Genomic DNA, 17,260 nt, shown 5'->3' with positions numbered 1-17,260 from the left:
ATCGGGAGGAGGGCCCCCGCCCTCAGCGCCTCACCTGCCGCCGGTGGAGGAGGGGCCTCGGCTCACCAGCTCCTGGACGATCTGCCGCAGGGCAGGCTCGTTGAACGGCTTCTCCAGCTTCGGGTTGGGGATGGCCTCGAGGAACTCGCGAGCGTTGGCGGTGAAGGCACCGCCCGACACGAAGATGAAGCGCCGCTCCAGCCCGGAGTGCGTGCGCCGCACCGCCTCGTAGAGGTCCTTGCCTCCCAGGTCCGGCATCATCACGTCGCACAGCACCGCGTCGAAGTGGTCCGGCTCGCGCTGCAGCCGCTCCAGGGCCTGACGGCCACCGGCGGCCACCTCCACCTCGTGGTCCTTGAGGATGCGCCGCAGCACCTTGCCCACGCCGGGCTCGTCGTCCACCACCAGCACGCGCCCGCGGCGCTGCGTGAGGTGCACCGGCGTCGGCTGGCTGGTGGGCCGCGAGCGGGTGCGCGGCTCCAGCGACGGCAGCACCACCTTGAAGGTGGTGCCCTTGCCCAGCTCGCTCTCGACGGAGATTTCTCCGCCCATGCTGGTGATGGTGCTGTGGCAGATGGACAGGCCCAGGCCCGTGCCCACGCCCACCGGCTTGGTGGTGAAGAACGGATCGAAGATGCGGCTGAGCGCCTCGCGCGGAATACCCGAGCCCGTGTCCTGCACCTCGATGAGGACGCGGCCCGGGTCCAGCCGCCGGGTGATGAGCCGGATGGCGTTCTGGTGCGCCTGGCCCTCGGGGATGGCCTGCGCCGCGTTCACCACCAGGTTGAGGAACACCTGGGACAGCCGGCTCTCGTTGGCCATCACGTTGGGCACGGGGCCGAAGTCCTTGTGCAGCTGCGCGCGGTGGCGGATCTCGTTGGCCGCCATCATCACCACCGAGTCCAGCACCTGGTGCACGTCCACCGGCGACAGGCGCTCCTCGTCCGGGCGAGAGAACGTCTTGAGCTGGCGGACGATCTGCCGCACGCGCTCGGCGCCCTCGTAGGCCTCGCTGAGCACCTCCTGCCACTCCACCAGGTCCATCTCCGCGCTGCTGCGCAGCCGCGGCGCGCCCATGGCGTGGCCCGAGCCGGCGCCGCTGGCCTCCAGCGCCAGCTGGCTGCGCCGCATCTCCTCGGACAGGAAGCTGAGGTTGGAGATGACGAAGGCCAGCGGATTGTTGATCTCGTGGGCGATGCCCGCCGCCAGCGTGCCCACCGAGGCCAGCCGGTCCGCCAGCGTCAGGCGCGCCTGGAGCTGGCGCTGCTCGGTGACGTCACGGGCGATGGAGACCACCGCGGGCGCTCCGTCGAAGAGCAGCGGCAGGGAGACGATCTCCGCCACGCGCGTCTTGCCGTCACGGCGCACCAGCCGCCGCTCGCCGGTGACCATGCCCTTGATGCCGCTGGGGTCCGGCGGCGGGCCCGGCACCTCCTCGATGTCGTCCTCGACGAACTGCGCCAGCACGCGCCCGACGAGCTGATCCGGCCGGTCGAACCCCAGCGCGGAGACGAGCGCCATGTTGGCGTACACGATGCGTCCGTCGCGCTGGATGGCCGCCGCGTCCGGCACGCCCTCCAGGAGGATGCGGAAGCTGGCCTCGGAGAGCTTGAGTGCCTCCTCCACCTCGCGCCGCTCGGTGATGTCGCGGGCGATGCCCTCCACCAGGATGGGCCGGCCGGCGCTGTCCAGCACCGGGGCCACCGTGTGCTCCAGCCACCGCGTGCGCCCATTGCGCGCCGTGAAGCGCAGCACCATCGGCTTGGAGCCCACCTGCTGCGGCGACTCCAGCAGCTGGGTGAGCGTGGGCAGGTCCCCGGGGTGCACCAGCTGCCGCCACAGCTCGGGGTTGGCGTAGTGCTCCTCCGGGCTGTAGCCCAGCCTGTCGCCCACCACGCGGCTCACGTAGACGAAGGCGCGCGGCTGCTCGAGCTGGTAGCGGTACTGGATGTCCGAGGCGTTCTCCGCCAGCTGCCGGTAGCGCGTCTCACGCTCGCGCAGCGCGCTCTCCGACTGGCGGTGCTCCAGCTCCAGCGAGATGGCGCCGGCCGCGGCCGACAGCAGATCCACCTCCAGCCGGTCCCACTCGCGCTCCTCGGCGCAGTTGTCGAAGCCGATGAAGCCGGCCCACGCGTCGTTGATGCGCAGCGGCAGCACCAGCAGGGACTGCACGCCCTGCGGCTCGAGGACGGCGCGCTCGCTGGGAGGGAAGTCCTTCACCCGCCCGGACACCACCTCGCCGCGCGACAGCAGCTCGCCCCAGCGCTTGAAGTCCTTCTCCACCGGCACGTTCTGCTGCGAGCCGCCGGACACCGGCTTCACCCCGGGAGCGCACCACTCGGCGCGCTGGCTCATGAGCTGCTGGCCGCCCTCGCCCCGGCGCACCTCGAAGAGGTACACGCGGCTGGCGCCCGAGGCCCGGCCGATGGGCTCCAGCACCTCCTGGTAGAGGCTGCTCTCCTGCTGCGCGGCCAGCAGCCGCTGCTGCATCTCCACCAGCGCGCTCAGGTAGCGCTCGCGCCGGGCCAGCGCGTCACTGGTGCGCCGCCGCCCGCTCACGTCGGTGAGGGTGCCGTGCAGGCCCTGCACCGAGCCGTCCTCGCCCAGCAGCGGCCGGGCGAACACCTCCACCCAGAGAGGGCTGCCGTCGCGCTTGCGGAAGCCCACCTCGTGGCGGGCGTGCTCCACCTTCCGCGCGAGCACGGACTGGAGCATTTCCTGGGTGCGCGGCCGATCATCCGCGTGGACGAATTCCAGCGACTCTCGGCCCAGGGCCTCGTCGGGGGTGAAGCCGGTCAGCTCCGCCCACGCCGGGTTGAGGAAGGTCCAGCGGCCTTGTAGGTCCGTCTGGAAGACCACTTCCTTGAGGCTATCGATGATCTGCCGGTAGAGGCGCTCGCTGGGGCTGGACGCAGGGGGGGCCGGAGACATGGCTCTAGAAGCCTCGGAGGTCAGACCCCCAGTATCTCACGGTTGCGGGGGCTGATGCCGCTGGTTGATCGGCAGCGGGTAGACGGGATCCGAACGTCCCCGAAAATCCGATGTACGACAAGTTGGGTCACGGGGCACCCGTCAGGCTGCCGGGAGAGAGGCCAGCCGCTGCGCTCGCTGTGCCATGTCGGCATGGGTAGGTGCCAGGCCTGCATCCGGATGAGGGTGGGGGGGTGTCTTCCGCAACCTCCGGTTCGTCGAGCAAGATGGAGCGCCCCCTGGGGGGATCGTCTGAATGGCATTGGATCGCGCTCCTTTGGCCGCGTCGGTAGAGGCCGAAGCGCCCGAGACTGCAGTAGAGGCTGGAACGCCGGTGCCACGCGCCAGGCGGAGCCGCGCCGTGGATGGGAGCCTGCTGCGGCGCCTGCTGCGCGTGCCGCTCCCGGCGCTGCTGATCACCGACCCCACCGGGCGGCTGCTGGACGCCAATGACACCTTCCTGCGCCTGACGGGGCTGACGCGCGAGGCGGTGGAGGCGGGGCAGGTGCGCTGGGACGCGCTCGCGGCGCCGGAGACGCCGTCCGCAGGAGCGCAGGCGGTGGACGCGCTGCGCCGGCTGGGCACGGCGGGCCCGCTGGAGACGGAGTACGTGCGCACCGATGGCATCCGCGTGCCGGTGATGCTGGCGGCGCTGGGGCTCGAGGGGCCGGAGCGCACGCTGGTGCTGGTGCAGGACCTGACGCCGCGGCGCCGGGCGGAGGAGGCGCTGCGCTTCCTCTCGGACGCCAGCCGCGAGCTGGCCGAGGTGCGCGCCGAGCCCGACGCCATCCTGGCGGGTGTGGCGCACCTGGCGGCCAGCTCGGTGGCCACGTGGTGCCTCGTCGACCTGCTGGAGGAGGACGGGACGTTCCGGCGGGTGGCGGCGGCGCACCGGGACCCGGAGCGTGAGGCGCTGCTGCGCGATGCTCCGCGCTACTCCGCGTCATTGGAGGCGGGCAGCGCGCTCTTCCAGGCGCTGGCGCGGGGCGAGTCCCGGCTCTACCCGGACTTCCTGCCGGAGCACCTGGAGCAGATGACGCGCAGCCCGGAGCAGCTCGCGCAGCTGGAGAAGCTGAAGGCGCTCTCGGTGATGCTCATCCCCATGCGCTCGCGCGGGCAGGCGGTGGGGCTGTTCACCTTCGCCTCGTGTGATGCGGGCCGGCGCTACGGGCCCGAGGACCTGGAGATGGTGGAGGAGCTGTCCCGGCGGGTGGTGGCGGCGGTGGACAACGCCCGGCTCTACCACGAGGCGGAGGAGGCGGTGCGGCTGAGGGACGAGTTCCTCGGCATCGCCAGCCACGAGCTGAAGACGCCGCTGACGCCGCTGCGGCTGAAGCTGCAGGCGATGCAGCGCCAGGCCAGCGAGGCGATGGTGGGCGGCACGCCGCTGTCGGCCGAGCGCGTGTCGGACTCGCTGGACGTGGCGCTGCGCCAGGTGCGCAAGCTGACGGACCTGGTGGACAACCTGCTGGACGTGTCGCGCATCAGCGCGGGGCGGCTGCGGCTGGAGCTGGAGGAGGTGGACCTGTCCTCGGTGGCGGCCGAGCTGCTCTCTCGGTTCGCGCCCTCGGCGGAGAAGCTGGGCTGCGCGCTGGAGCTGCACGCGCCGGAGCCGGTGTTCGGCCGGTGGGACAGGCTGCGGGTGGAGCAGGTGGTGACGAACCTGCTGTCCAACGCGCTGAAGTACGGCGCGGGGCGGCCGGTGGTGGTGCGGGTGGAGGAGGACGGGGAGCGAGCGCGGCTGACGGTGGAGGACCAGGGCATCGGCATCGCGGAGGAGGACCTGGGGCGCATCTTCGAGCGCTTCGAGCGCGCGGTGAGCGACCGGCACTACGGCGGCCTGGGGCTGGGGCTCTACATCACCCGGCAGATCGTCGAGGCGTTCGGCGGCACGGTGCGCGTCACCAGCAGCCCGGGCAACGGCTCCACCTTCACGCTGGAGCTGCCTCGGGGGCAGCTACCCATCATCCCCTCCATCGGTTGAGCGTCGGCGGCCGGGTTCTGGTCTACAGTCCCGGCCCCATGACACCGAAAGAGCTCTCAGAGAAGGCGCGGCGGCTCGTTTCCGAGGGTGCCGTGCTGCTGGACGTGCGTACGCCGGACGAGTTCCGTCAGGGCCACCCCGAGGCCGCGCGCAACATCCCCGTGCAGGAGCTGCCGCAGCGGCTGGCCGAGGTGGGCCCGCCGGGGACGAAGGTGGTGGTGTACTGCGCCAGCGGAGGCCGCAGCGCGATGGCCGCCGGCCTGCTGATGCGCAGCGGCTACCCGGACGTCTTCGACCTGAAGTCCGTCGCGTACTGGTAGGCCAGGCGGGCCCGAGGACTGGGCCTCAGCGCATGCCCTTGAGGAAGCTGGAGAGGTCCTCCACGAACGTCTGGGGGACCTCGGCGTGAGGGGCGTGGCCCACCTCCGGGTACAGCTTGAGCGTGGCGCCCGGGATGGCCTCCGCGAGCGCCCGCTGCTCGCCGACGGAGAAGATGGAGTCCCGCTCTCCGCCGATGACGAGCGTGGGCACGCCGATGGCGTTCAGCCGCGTGGAGTGGTCCTCGTCGATGAGCCCCTCCAGCGCGCTCTTCCAGACCTTGGCGGGGACCTTGAGGCTCTCGGACACGAGCGTGTTCAGGTAGGAGTCCGGCACGGGCCTGGCGACGGTGCTCGCCTGGAACTCGCGGACGAAGGCGGGAGCGATCGGATCCTGCAGCGCGTTGACGGAGTCGCGCAGCCCACGCACCACCTCGTTGTTCCCGGTGGGCGCCGAGCCGACGAGCACCAGCGCCCGGACGTGGCCGGGAGAGTCCAGGGCCACCTGCTGCGCGATGAAGCTGCCCATGGAGTGGCCCACGAGCGTGGCATGCCGCAGGCCCTTCGCCTGCAGGAAGGCCACCACGTCCCTGGCGAAGTCCTGCTGGGTGTAGCAGCACTCGGGGCGCTGGGAGTCTCCATGGCCGCGCTGATCCAGCGCATAGACATGGAAGCGGCGAGGAAGCAGCGGCAGGGTGAGATCGAAGGAGTGATGCGAGTCCGTGTAGCCGTGGAGGAGGACGAGCGTCACCCCTTCCGGAGAGCCCTGCTCCAGGTAGCGCAGCTCGACGCCGGTGCTCAGCTGCACGGAGCCTTCGCGGGGCGCGGCGCTCGCCTCATCGGAGCTCGCCGAGGCTCCCTCGGAGCCGGGCGTGTGGCTGCAGGCGGACAGGAGCGACAGGGACAGCAGGAGGGCGGTGAGGTTCTTCATAAGGATGGGGAGCCTCGTCACACGGTCACTTCTTCACACGGACAGCGGTGAGCTCCTCGGCCAGGCCGTCGAGGAGCTGGGCGCGGCGGGTGACATCGAAGCCCGCGGCCTGGACGAGCGAGAAGGTGTCGCGGTTGAGCCGGCACCCGCCCGTCATCCGGCTCCAGAGAGGGGTGACGCGGTCCTGGAGGCGGGCCAGCCTGGGAGAAGGCGCGCGCACGTGCTCGAGCATGCGCAGCTCTCCGCCGAGCCGCAGCACGCGGTGGATCTCCGAGAGCCCGAGCGCCGGCTCGTCCACGCTGCAGAAGACGAGGCTGGAGATGACGAAGTCGAAGGACCTGTCCCGGAAGGGCAGCTGCTGCACGTTGCCCAGGACGATGCCGACGCCGGGGCGGCGCTGCCGGGCCCGCATGAGGGACTCGGGGTCGATGTCGAGGGCGGTGATGGAGTCGACGTCCTGGGGGTAGCCGGGGAGCGCGAGCCCGGTGCCGGTGCCGACCTCGAGCACGCGCCCATGGACACCCGCCACGAGCCGCTGGCGGGCCTGGGTGAGCCCCATCCACCCGAGCGGGGCCATCAGCGCGTCATAGATGAGCGCCTTCATGACCCCGGCTCCTGTCTACCGTGCGGTGCCTACCGAGCCACTGGAGGCGGGAGTCGCACCCGTCTGGGACGAGCGCTTCGTGATGAGCCCCCAGAGGCCGTAGACGATGAGGAGGATGCACCCGTACTGGGCGGGGGTGAGGCCGAGGTAGCGCGCGTCCACGTAGTTGAGGTCGGTCGCACGCAGGGTGTCGAAGAAGAAGCGTCCGCAGGCGTAGATGATGGCGAGCAGGTGCAGCAGGCGGTTCTGCATCTTGCCGGTGTTGCGCAGGGCGAACAGGAGCCCGGTGATGGCGAACAGGAGGATGGCGTCGTACATGCCCAGGTCATGCCGGGGCCCGCCGTAGGGAATCGCGGGGAAGTTCACCGCGAGGAAGAAGTCGGTCCGCACGCCGGGGTGGTCATGGGCGACGAAGCAGCCGATGCGCGCCACGCCCCAGCCGGGCGCCACGCCGAGCGCGAAGGCATCGGCGTACTTCGCGAAGCTGACCTTGCGAATCTTGAAGTAGATGATGGCCGCGATGACGCCGCCGAGCAGCCCTCCGAAGGAGGACAGGCCGTCCCACACCTTGAAGATCTGGAACGGGCTCTTGTTGAGCTCCTCCGGGTGGTAGAAGAGCAGGTGGACGAGGTGGCCCGACACGACGCCCGCGCCCACGCCCCACGGGGCGTAGTCGTGAATCGGATTGGGGTCGAGCCCCTGGCGGGCTGACTGCTTCACCACGATGCGCGCCGCCAGGAAGATGCCGAGCGCGACGAAGACGCCGAACGGCTCGATGGGGCCGAGCTTCAGCGAGTGCGGGTCCACATAAGGAATCAAGAGAGCTCTCCGGCGGGCGGGGATTCCCCCCATACCCGCATGCCACGAGCCTGACGAACAATTCGTGGCGCTGAATCATCCACCCCCGATGCCGGCTTCCGGCGCGAGGGCTTGGGTGCCCTGAATACACCCAGGTTCTTTGGCCGACACCGCTTCTGTACGCGATCGGTCACTTTCGCGCACCTTCCATGGAATCGTTCCCGATTCCCGACGTTCCAGGAATGAGCCGAAGGACCTGTACGTCATGGATTGGCGTCTACTAAGGGAAATCCGTAATTATTTGTCAGGGGTCCAAGGTCTATTTCCACCGTGGGCCGCTGAAGTCCGAAGTGGGGGATGACATGAAGGCCGTGACTGCGCCGGGGGTGCACTTCACCGGCGAGATCCATGTGAAGCTGCGAGAGACCGCCCCGGTGGCGCGCCTGGCGATGGCGCGAGCGCCGCGCCGTCGCACGCTCACGGCCATTGCCCGCTCCGCGGGCGTCCGCGCGGTGGGCTCCGTGGTGGACGCCCTGCCCACCTCCACCTCCTACGGAACCCGGCTCTCGGCGGACCTGCCCCTCGTGCAGCCGGGTGGAGAGCTGGCGCGCTGGCACACCGTGAAGCTCCCTGGAGGCGGCGGCTCGAGGAAGTCGAAGAGCACGCGCTCCGAGGGCGGCCCCCACGGCGTGGCCATGGCGATGCGCGGCGGCGCGGCACCCGCTGCGCCCGCGGGCCCCTCCGCGGATGACGTCTGGGCCGCGGTGCACGCGCTGATGGAGCAGCCGGAGGTGGAGTACGCCGAGCCGGACGCGGTGATGGTGCACCCCGTCGTCGAGCTGCCGGAGCCCAAGGGGAAGAACCTCCCGAAGGACTGGCACCTGCGCGCCATTCGCGTGCCGCAGGCGTGGCGGCTCCTGGAGAAGGCCGGGCGCCTTCCGGGCGAGGGCGTCCTCATCGGCCACCTGGACACCGGGTGGACGGCGCACCCGGCGGTGCCGGGGCCGGACCGGCTCATGCCCGGCGTGGACCTGTGGGACAGGCACCGGCCGGACGCGAGGGATCCGCTCGAGACGGGCCTGGGGTTCTCTCCCGGGCACGGCACGGCGACGCTCTGCCTGCTGGCGGCCAACCACGAGGACTACCGGGGCATCGCCACCTACGCCTCGGTGCTGCCGGTGCGCGTGTCTGCCTCGGTGGTGCAGGTGGCCACGCACTCGCTGGCGCTGGGCATCCTCCACTGCGTCAGCCAGGGCGCCCAGGTCATCTCCATCAGCATGGGCGGGCTGCCCAGCCGGCTGTGGGCGGACGCGGTGAACCACGCCTATGAGCGGGGCGTGGTCATCTGCGCGGCGGCCGGAAACCACTTCCCCCTCCGGGGCTCGTTGCGCACGCCGACGAGCGTCGTCTACCCGGCGCGGTTCCACCGCGTGCTTGCCGTGTCGGGCATCACCCACGAGCTGAAGCGCTACCGCTTCAACGATCGCATGTCGGGCAACGACGGGCCGGAGGTGGACCTGTGCGCGCCCACGCCCGACGTGCAGTGGGCCTTCCCCCCCGATGAGTACCGGCTGGGGCGAGGCACCTCCACGGCAACTCCCCAGGTGGCCGGAGCCGCGGCGCTCTGGCTCTCCTTCCACCGCCAGGCGCTCGAGGACTTCTCGCCCATCGAGCGGGTGGAGGCCTGCCGGCGCGCGCTGCTGCTGGGCGCCGACGACGTGGGACCCTACCCGTATCATCCTCGACCGGAAGAGCCGTCTCGCAGGCACAACGAGTACTTCGGAGACGGCCGACTGAACGTGGAGGCCACCCTGCGCATCAAACCCCTTCGCGGCCTGCAGCCCCAGCCTCGGGACGACGTGAGCTGGGCGCTGCTGAAGCTGCTGGGCGTCGGGCTTCCCGTCGCCCCCTCCGGTTCCCAGGTGGACGCGGACCAGATTGAACTGCTCTGGGCCACGCACACCGCCGGCGTACAGCAGGCCGCTCAGGCCTCGATTGCCCCCGTCGTGTCCGAGAGGCTCCGGGCACGGCTGGAGCTTCCATGAAACCCCTGGGAGGTGCCTCTCTCCTCCTCCCGTCGCAGTCCCCGCGCAGTCAGCAGTCCCCCGCAGTCGCAGTCCCCAGTAAGGAGTGAAATTCCCATGAAGTCCTATCTATTGGTTCCCAAGGAGAGCATCGAGACCCAGGCGCGCGTGGGGGTGAGGGGAACGACGCGGGGCGAGCGGCAGCTCCAGCGTTCCACGGCGCTTCGCTTCGTCGGCGCCGAGCGCGCCGCCGAGGCCCTGCAGCAGCTCGGCCTGCGCTCGGCGACACTGCCCGGCGCGCGGCCTTCGGTCAGCGAACCCAGCGGCGGCAAGCGCGGCAAGCGCGGCAGGCGCGGCGCCAGCAACAAGGTGGCCGCCACGCCCATCCCCGGCCCGGTGCAGGAGCTGACCGGCTCGGAGGCTGGCTCGTACCGCTACATGCCGCTCATCGGCGCGACGATGGCGCACTTCTACTCGGACACGGCGGAGCGCTCCGCGCGCGGCGAGCTGTCGCGTGACTTCGAGTTCATCCCGGACGTGGTGCCGCTGTCCTTCCCCGGCCCGGTGGCCGGAGAGACGGGCCCGCGCAACCGCGGCATGGCCTCGCTGGCCGAGCGCGAGTGGCCCGCCGAGTGCGGCGTGCCCCTGGCTCATGCCCAGGGCATCCGCGGCGCCGGCGTCATGCTCGGCATCCTCGACACGGGCATCGACGCCGACCGCCCCGAGCACGCCAGCAAGGTGGTCCAGTTCCGCTACGTCTCGCTCTTCCCCAACTCGCCGCACACCCCGGCGCGAGACGTGCGCGGGTTTGATCCGGACGGCCATGGCACCCACGTGGCGGGCATCGCCGCGGGCGTGCACCACGGCGTGGCGCCGGAGGTGGACCTCTACGTCGCCTCGGTCATCGAGTCGGAGACCATCCGCACCAGCCTGGGCCGCGTGGCCGCGGGCATGGAGTGGCTGCTGCACCAGTTCTCGCGGCCGGAGAACTCCACGCGTCCCGCGGTGGTGAACATGTCGCTGGGCTTCCCGGTGCAGTGCCCGCCGGGCATCGGCGAGGCGGACTACCGCCTCAACCTGCGCGCCCTGCAGACCATGATTCGTCGCCTGCTCGACAGCAACGTCCTGCCCGTGGTCGCGGCAGGCAACAGTGGGCCGAACACGGTCGGTTACCCAGCAGGCTTTCCCGAGGCACTGGCCATCGGTGCAGTCGACTTCGACAGGAAAGTGGCCAGCTTCTCGGCCAGCGGAGCGGTAGGGAAGCGCTCCGTGCCGGATGTCATGGGTTACGGTGTTAACATTTATTCAAGCACCGAGCGGCGGTGCAACAACCAGGCGTTCTACGAGCGAATGAGTGGCACCAGCATGGCTGCCCCTTATGTTGCTGGTATCGCAGCACTGTATCGTTGCCGTGCGCCTGACTTGACGGCGCTCGAGGTGAAGGATTTGATTCTGGCCAACGCGGTCAAGCTCAAGCGCTCGGCAGTGCACCGAACGGGCAAGGGGCTGGCCGTCTATCGCTGACGACGTAGCGTCCGGGGCCGGCGCCATGGGAGCGCCGGGCCTGGGGGAGGAAGGGCCATGAGCAGGAAGCAGAATGGGCCGGGCAAGAGCGCCAGCGGCGTCTTCACGTTGCGGGCGGTCCCCTCGGTTCGAGGCCTGCCGGGGAGGGGCCACGAGGAGTCCACGACGTCCGAGTGGATCGACGTCACGGTGATGCCGGCGGAGAGCAGCCCTCCGCAGCGCTCACATGCGCCGCGCAGTCGGGCGGAGCTCTACCAGGCGGGCCTGGCGGAGAACGCGCGCTTTCGCGACAGCTTCATGCGCTGGATCGAGGCCCACAAGCTCCAGGGAGCCGTACGCTCCGTGAGCGAGCCGGGCGGCTCACTGCCCATGCTGACGATTCGCTGTGCGCCCCGCGTGCTGGACCAGCTGCGGCGTACGCCTGAGTTCGAAGCGGGCACGACGATGCCCCTCGAGCTTCACTCGTAGGGAGACACCCACCCACTCCTCTGGAGGCCCTCCTTCATCTGTCGGAAGGACGGCCCTGACGGCGCTTTGCGGGACGCCGCTTCCCGGAAGTCCGCGGCTCTTGTGAGTTCTCGTCCCATGGAACTGACGCTCCGTCTCCTGCCTTCCTGAACAAACTAGAAACTCAGGATTGTCCCGGCAACCTGCCAGGGGGCAGGAAGTCCTAAATCCCTGTCATTCATTAGACACGCGAGAGCATGTTTTGTTCTCTCGCGAACGGCCTTTTTTTCCCGATTCTCGAGGCGGCCAATCGACCGATAGGAATGAGAGAGGGATTGGCTGCCCGGTTGCTCACAGGGCAGCCAGACACCGCGCCGGCTCAGAAGGCGAGGCCGCCGTCCACGTCGATGGTGCGGCCGTTGAAGTAGTCGCACTCGAGGACGAACTTCACGGCGACCCAGATGTCCTCGGGCAGGCCGATGCGGCCCACGGGGATGTTGGCCACCAGCGCGTCGCGGGCCTTCTGGTTCATGCCCTGAGTCATCGGCGTCTCGATCATCCCCGGGGCGATGGCGCCCACGCGGATGCCGAACGGAGCGAACTCCTTGGACCAGGTGACGGTGTTGGCGGCGAGCGCCGCCTTGGCGGAGACGTAGTTGGACTGGCCGCGGTTTCCGTGGCGGGCGATGGAGGACATGTTGACGATGACGCCGGGCTTCTGCTCGGTCTCCACCATCTTGGCCACCACCTCGCGCACCATGAAGGTGGCGCCGGTGAGGTTGACGCCGATGACGGCGTTCCAGTCCGCGGTGCTGAGCTTCTTCACCTGGCCGGTGGTCTTGTCCTTCTTCACCAGCAGGGCGTCGCGCAGGATGCCCGCGTTGTTGATGAGGCCGTTGAGGCCGCCCATGGCCTGGTGCGCCCAGCTCACGAAGGCGATGCAGTCCTCCTCGTTGGACACGTCCAGCTTGCGGCGGTGGATGCCGGCGGGCAGCGCGGCGAGCTTCTCCTCGCTGATGTCACCCACGGCCACCTGGGCGCCGGCCTCGTGGAGCCGCTGCGCGAAGTGGGCACCCATGCCCTGGGCACCGCCCGTCACCACCACCTTCAGGTCCTTGAGCTGCATGTGCTTCTCCTGTGGAGCAAGGCGGCACGCGGACTGGGGCCGCCGGAAAAAGTGCGCGGAGGGTACGCCCAACGCGGGGCCGCTGACCAGGGGGGAGGTTCATGAAACCTGAATCGACCTTCAACTTCCCATGAGCCCGGGTACGCCCACACCCGCCGCTCAGGGCCTGGAGGCGTGCGCGTACACGCTCCGGGAGAGGTCCACGATGAGGGCGCGGGCCACCTTCTCGTCCGGGATGCCGCTGGTGAGCACCACCAGGATGTAGGGCGCCCGGCCGGCCGGGTAGACGATGGCCGCGTCGTGCAGGACGCCGCGAATCTGCCCCGTCTTGTGCGCCACGCGCGTGCCCGGCGGCAGGCCGGCGGGAATCTCCGCGTTCAGCTCCTGGGCCAGGAGGATGTCGCGCATGGCCTGGGTGGAGCTCGCCGAGGCCGCCTTGCCCTGCTCGATGGCGGCCAGCAGCGTGGCCAGGTCGCCCGCGGTGGCGGTGTTGTTGAGCCCCTTCTGGTACGCCTTCCCGTCCTCCACGCCGCGCAGCACCGTCAGCTTCGCGGCGCCCAGGCCGCGCACCGTCTGGGTGACGTGCTTCGCGTCCACCAGGGCGATGACGGAGTTGGTCGCCAGGTTGCTCGAGCGGGTGATCATCCGCTGGACGAGCTCGCGCGCCGGGACGGGCTTGCCCAGGCGCTCGTAGAGGGCCGCGTCCTCGTCCTCCTTCGAGTCCAGCGCGTACGGCGAGCCATCCACGATGGAGTGGAACTGGTTGACGAGCGGGACGGGCTGCTCGAGCGACAGCTTGCCGGCGTCCACCTGCCGGAAGAACTCGATCATCACCGGCACCTTCATGGTGCTGGCGGCGTGGAAGGAGCGCTCCGCCTCCAGGGAGACGGTGTCCTTCGGGTTGCCCAGGTTCCGATAGACGACGGCCACGGAGGCGCCCTTCACCTGGGCGATGCGCTCCTGGAGAGCGTCGCGCAGGGAGTCGGGACCGGAGGGAGCTGCCGTGAGCAGGACGAGCAGAGCGGTCTGGAGCATGGGGCCGGCAGACTACTCCGGGACACGCAGTGGCGCGGTGCGCCGCACTCCGAGCCCATGACGCACGAGGCCATGCAAGTCCCGCGCGGGAGGTTTTGACAAGCCCGTCCGCGCGGTGCTACCCGTATATGAAACATGAATCGCCCTTCAACTTCATCCGAGCGCATGCTCCCCGTGACGCCTCGGGGCCAGAAGACCCGCCAGAAGCTGCTGCGGGCTGCCGAGGCCATCTTCGGGGAGAAGGGCTACGAGCGGGCATCCATCGCGGATATTACCCGCAAGAGCGGCGTCGCGCTCGGCACCTTCTACGTCTACTTCCCGGACAAGCAGTCGATTTTCGTGGAGGTGGTGGACGAGCTGGGTGAGCGCCTGCGCCGCCTCATCGCCGAGGCCGTGGCCGGGCTCACCCACCGCATCGACGTGGAGCGCGAGGGCCTGCGCACCTTCTTCGAGTTCGCCCGCGAGCACCCCAACCTCTACCGCGTGGTCCGCCAGGCCGAGTTCGTCGACGAGGCCTGCTACCGCCGCTACTACGACCGCTTCGCCAAGGGCTACGTGCGCGGGCTCACCCAGGCCATGGAGGCCGGGGAGATCCGCGACATGGATGCGGAGACGCTCGCCTACTGCCTGATGGGCATCGGCGACTTCCTCGGCATGCGCTGGATCATCTGGGAAGAGGACCCCGGCCTGGAGCGCGTGCTGGACACCGCCATGTCCCTCATCCGCCATGGCCTGGATCCACGCCCGGCCCCTCGGGCCGGCAAGGCCCCCGCGAAGTCGGCCGCCAAGGCCACCACCCCTTCCGCCAGGCGCGGCGCTCGTCCCGCGCGCAACACCCTCCGGAGCACGACATGAGATACGCGCAGATCCTCTCCACCGGGCGCTACGTCCCCGAGAAGGTCATCACCAACGCCGACATGGACCGCATGCTGGGCGAGTCCGTGGGCGACTGGCTCGTGCAGAACGTGGGCATCCGCGAGCGGCACGTGATGGCGGATGACCAGGCCACCTCGGACCTCTGCGTGGCCGCCGCGAAGCAGGCCCTGGAGCGCGCGGGCACCCGCCCCGAGGAGCTGGACCTCATCGTCGTCGCCACGGACACGCCGGACTACCTCAGCCCGGCCACCTCCTCGGTGGTGCAGGCCAAGCTGGGGGCGCCGAACGCGGGCACGTACGACCTCAACTGCGCCTGCGCCGGCTGGGTGACGGCGCTGGACGTGGCCAGCAAGACCATCGCCGCGGACGACAGCTACAAGCGCATCCTCGTGGTGGGCGCGTACGGCATGACGCGCTACGTGAACTGGAAGGACAAGAAGACCTGCACGCTCTTCGCCGACGGCGCGGGCGCGGTGGTGCTGGGCGCCGGTGACAAGCCCGGCTTCATGGGCGCGCGGCTGCTGGCCAATGGCGAGTACCACGACGCGCTCGGCATCTACACCGGCGGCACGTCCCGTCCGGCCACCGCCGAGACGCTGCCGCTCACCGGCGGCAAGCCCGCGGTGCAGTTCGTCCGCAAGTTCCCCGCCACCTTCAACACCGAGCGCTGGCCGCAGCTGCTGGACATCCTGCTCAAGCGCGCCGGGCTGACGCTGAACGACGTGGGCCAGTTCGTCTTCACCCAGCTCAACCTGCGCACCATCGAGGCCACCATGAAGGTGCTCGGCCAGCCGATGGAGAAGGCGCACTACACCATGGACAAGTGGGGCTACACGGGCTCGGCCTGCATCCCCATGACGCTGGATGACGCGGTGGAGAAGGGCAAGGTGCGGCGCGGGGACCTGGTGGCCTTCTGCGCCAGCGGCGGCGGGCTCTCCATGGCCTCGGCGCTCTACCGCTGGACGGCCTGAGCCGCACGGCGCTGAACGAACCTGGGAGGAGGGGACATGTTCATCGGCGACTGGATGGGCCGCGGGGCCCTGTACTGGCCAGAGCACGTGGCCGTGGTGGATGTGGCTCGGGGCGAGGCTGGCCGCTTCACCTACCGCGCGCTCAACGCTCGCGCCGAGGCGCTGGGCGGCTGGCTGCGCGACGTGGCGGGCGTGAAGCGCGGGGACCGGGTGGGCCTGGTGGCCCACAACGGCGTGGAGTACCTGGACGTCCTCTTCGCCTGCGGGAAGATCGGCGCCGTCTTCGTGCCCTACAACTGGCGCCTGCACGCCAACGAGCTCACGGACCTGGTGCGTGACACCACGCCGCGCGTGCTCCTCTTCGGGGACGACTTCCAGGACAACGTGCGCCAGGTGAAGGAGCGCATCGGCGACTCGCTGCGCCTGGTCCACCTGGAGTCCAGCAGCCTGCCGGGCAGCATGCCGTACGCGGAGACGCTGCTGCACCGCGCCGCCACGCCCGTGAAGAACGACGCGGTGGACGCCGAGGACATCCTCTGCCTGCTCTTCACCGGCGGCACCACGGGGCGCTCCAAGGGCGCCATGGTGTCCTACCGCATGGTGGCGTGGAACACGCTCAACACGCTGGTGCACGAGGTGCTGCCCGCGGACGTCACCATCACCCACACGCCCATGTTCCACACGGGCGGGCTGCTCGTGTACACCGTGCCGCTGCTCACCGTGGGCGGCACCGTCGTCATCATGCGCCGGTGGGACCCCGAGGAGCTGCTCTCCCTCGTCCAGCGCGAGAAGGTGACGCTCTTCTTCGCGGTGCCCACGCAGTACCAGCAGCTGCTGGACTCGCCCAGCTTCCGCTCCACCAGCTTCTCCAGCGTGCGCTTCATGACGAGCGGGGGCGCGCCCCTGCCGGTGCCCCTCATCCAGGCGTGGCAGGCCGTGCACTCGGTGCCCTTCAAGCAGGGCTTCGGGATGACCGAGTTCGGCCCCGGCATCTTCAGCATGGGGCCGGAGTTCGCCATCTCCAAGGCGGGCTCCATCGGCCGGCCCAACTACTTCATCGACGCGCGGCTGGTGGATGACGACGGCCGCGAGGTGCCCGTGGGCCAGGTGGGTGAGCTCGTCCTCAAGGCCCCCTCCATGTGCTCCGGCTACTTCAACGACGAGGCCGCCACGAAGGAGGCCATCGACGCGCAGGGCTGGTTCCACACCGGGGACCTGGCCCGCAAGGACGCGGACGGCTTCTTCACCATCGCCGGCCGCAAGAAGGACATGTTCATCTCCGGCGGCGAGAACGTGTACCCGCTGGAGCTGGAGACGGCCCTCTACGAGCACCCCTGCGTGCAGCAGTGCTCGGTGGTGGGCGTGCCCGACGCGAAGTGGGGCGAGGTGGGGCGCGCCTTCGTGGTGCTCAAGCCCGGCACCACCGCCACTCCGGAGGAGCTGCTGACGCACCTGCGCGAGCGCGTGGCGCGCTTCAAGGTGCCCAAGCGGGTGGAGCTCATGGAGCGGCTGCCCGTGTCTCCCGCCGGGAAGATCCTCAAGCGAGAGCTGAGGGAGGCCGCCATCGCGGCGGACGCACGGGGGCAGTCGCAGGGCGGGTGAGCCCGCAAGTGAAGCACCTCGCAGGGGGCGCACGACGGGAGGCCTCCCGCA

At 70.1% G+C, this 17,260-nt stretch carries 14 protein-coding genes; 8 read left to right on the top strand and 6 right to left on the bottom strand.

Translation table 11 applies throughout. From position 1 onward, the window contains the following. Nucleotides 1–30: 30 nt before the first annotated feature. A complete protein-coding gene (locus tag KY572_RS01885; RefSeq protein WP_224240399.1) occupies nucleotides 31–2,931 on the bottom strand; it encodes a PAS domain S-box protein in 2,901 nt (966 codons plus the stop codon). Nucleotides 2,932–3,304: 373 nt separating this feature from the next. On the opposite strand from KY572_RS01885, the gene KY572_RS01880 reads away from it, so the two are divergent. Continuing rightward, nucleotides 3,305–4,954, top strand: a complete 1,650-nt coding sequence (locus tag KY572_RS01880; RefSeq protein ID WP_317987790.1) for a sensor histidine kinase — start codon at nucleotides 3,305–3,307, stop codon at nucleotides 4,952–4,954. Nucleotides 4,955–4,992: 38 nt separating this feature from the next. Continuing rightward, nucleotides 4,993–5,274, top strand: coding sequence for a rhodanese-like domain-containing protein (locus tag KY572_RS01865; RefSeq protein WP_224240398.1), 282 nt, complete (start codon nucleotides 4,993–4,995; stop codon nucleotides 5,272–5,274). Nucleotides 5,275–5,299: 25 nt separating this feature from the next. On the opposite strand, the gene KY572_RS01860 is transcribed toward KY572_RS01865, so the two are convergent. Genes KY572_RS01860 through KY572_RS01850 form a run of 3 tightly spaced genes read right to left on the bottom strand, consistent with a single transcriptional unit; the run spans nucleotide 5,300 to nucleotide 7,625 of the window. Next, nucleotides 5,300–6,202, bottom strand: a complete 903-nt coding sequence (locus KY572_RS01860; protein WP_224240397.1) for an alpha/beta fold hydrolase — start codon at nucleotides 6,200–6,202, stop codon at nucleotides 5,300–5,302. Between the two features lie 25 nt (nucleotides 6,203–6,227). Then, the gene (locus KY572_RS01855; protein WP_224240396.1) at nucleotides 6,228–6,806 is read right to left on the bottom strand and encodes a class I SAM-dependent methyltransferase; all 579 of its coding nucleotides are present in this window, start codon (nucleotides 6,804–6,806) and stop codon (nucleotides 6,228–6,230) included. A gap of 15 nt (nucleotides 6,807–6,821) precedes the next feature. Beyond that, on the bottom strand, nucleotides 6,822–7,625 hold the full coding sequence (locus KY572_RS01850) for a prolipoprotein diacylglyceryl transferase (protein ID WP_224240395.1): 804 nt from the start codon (nucleotides 7,623–7,625) through the stop codon (nucleotides 6,822–6,824). A gap of 341 nt (nucleotides 7,626–7,966) precedes the next feature. Between KY572_RS01850 and KY572_RS01845 the strand changes: the two genes are divergently transcribed. The 3 genes from KY572_RS01845 (at nucleotide 7,967) to popD (ending at nucleotide 11,620) form a co-directional block, all read left to right on the top strand. After that, entirely contained in the window at nucleotides 7,967–9,649 is a 1,683-nt protein-coding gene (locus KY572_RS01845; RefSeq protein ID WP_224240394.1) for a S8 family peptidase, read from the top strand. Nucleotides 9,650–9,745: 96 nt separating this feature from the next. Next, a complete protein-coding gene (gene popC / locus KY572_RS01840; protein WP_224240393.1) occupies nucleotides 9,746–11,152 on the top strand; it encodes a subtilisin-like protease PopC in 1,407 nt (468 codons plus the stop codon). A gap of 57 nt (nucleotides 11,153–11,209) precedes the next feature. Continuing rightward, entirely contained in the window at nucleotides 11,210–11,620 is a 411-nt protein-coding gene (gene popD / locus KY572_RS01835; protein ID WP_224240392.1) for a PopC secretion inhibitor PopD, read from the top strand. Between the two features lie 358 nt (nucleotides 11,621–11,978). Here the strand turns inward: popD and KY572_RS01830 are convergent, their stop codons facing one another. Continuing rightward, on the bottom strand, nucleotides 11,979–12,725 hold the full coding sequence (locus KY572_RS01830) for an SDR family oxidoreductase (protein WP_224240391.1): 747 nt from the start codon (nucleotides 12,723–12,725) through the stop codon (nucleotides 11,979–11,981). A 159-nt stretch (nucleotides 12,726–12,884) separates the two neighbouring features. Beyond that, a complete protein-coding gene (locus KY572_RS01825) occupies nucleotides 12,885–13,760 on the bottom strand; it encodes a serine hydrolase (protein ID WP_224240390.1) in 876 nt (291 codons plus the stop codon). A 135-nt stretch (nucleotides 13,761–13,895) separates the two neighbouring features. On the opposite strand from KY572_RS01825, the gene KY572_RS01820 reads away from it, so the two are divergent. The 3 genes from KY572_RS01820 to KY572_RS01810 are packed head-to-tail and all read left to right on the top strand — an operon-like array spanning nucleotide 13,896 to nucleotide 17,209. Next, nucleotides 13,896–14,615 carry a TetR/AcrR family transcriptional regulator gene (locus KY572_RS01820; RefSeq protein WP_224240389.1) on the top strand — a complete coding sequence of 240 codons (720 nt, stop codon included), beginning with the start codon at nucleotides 13,896–13,898 and terminating at the stop codon, nucleotides 14,613–14,615. Further along, nucleotides 14,612–15,607: a 3-oxoacyl-ACP synthase III family protein gene (locus KY572_RS01815; RefSeq protein ID WP_224240388.1), complete on the top strand. Its 996-nt coding sequence runs from the start codon at nucleotides 14,612–14,614 to the stop codon at nucleotides 15,605–15,607. The genes KY572_RS01820 and KY572_RS01815 overlap by 4 nt, the downstream gene beginning before the upstream one ends. Nucleotides 15,608–15,643: 36 nt before the next feature. Beyond that, nucleotides 15,644–17,209: an acyl-CoA synthetase gene (locus tag KY572_RS01810; RefSeq protein ID WP_224240387.1), complete on the top strand. Its 1,566-nt coding sequence runs from the start codon at nucleotides 15,644–15,646 to the stop codon at nucleotides 17,207–17,209. The last annotated feature ends 51 nt before the right edge of the window (nucleotides 17,210–17,260 follow it).

The sequence above is a fragment of the Hyalangium gracile genome, assembly GCF_020103725.1.
Classification (GTDB): Bacteria; Myxococcota; Myxococcia; order Myxococcales; family Myxococcaceae; genus Hyalangium; species Hyalangium gracile.
Note: the sequence above shows the minus strand (reverse complement) of the source record. Positions and strands in the feature narration are given on the sequence as shown.